The sequence below is a fragment of the Gemmiger formicilis genome (genome assembly GCF_016901605.1).
Lineage (GTDB): Bacteria > Bacillota > Clostridia > Oscillospirales > Ruminococcaceae > Gemmiger > Gemmiger formicilis_B.
Window position 1 is genome coordinate 1 of the sequence record NZ_JACJKP010000446.1, and the last position, 451, is coordinate 451.

A 451-nucleotide genomic window follows, 5' to 3' on the forward strand; every position below is an offset into this window, starting at 1 on the left:
TTTGCGCTGTGGGACCGGCAGACCGGGACCCTTTTCTGTGCACGGGACGCCTTTGGCATCAAACCGCTGTACTATTACCAGGCAGCGGACGGCACCCTGTTGTTTGCCAGCGAGATCAAGGCGTTTCTGGACCATCCCGCCTTTGAGAAACAGTTGAACGAGTCCCAGCTGGAACTGTACCTGAGTTTTCAATACTCCCCCGGGGAGGAGACTTTTTTCCGCGGCGTAAGAAAGCTGCTACCTGCCCACTGCCTGACCTTTGACGGCAATGACCTGCGGATTGAACGGTGGTGGCAGGCAGATTTTGCCTCGGAGCAATCCCCCACCGACTGGCCGGAAGTCATTGACAAAATCATGCAGGACAGTGTGGCCGCCCACAAAATCGCCGATGTGGAGGTTGCCGGGTTCCTTTCGGGCGGGGTGGATTCCTCGTATATCACCTCGCTGGCAA

General features: G+C 57.2%; 1 protein-coding gene. It reads left to right on the plus strand.

Annotated features, from left to right (window positions below):
- Nucleotides 1-451 (plus strand): asparagine synthetase B family protein (locus H6B10_RS15365; RefSeq protein ID WP_243427428.1); only part of this gene is annotated, 451 nt, incomplete at both ends.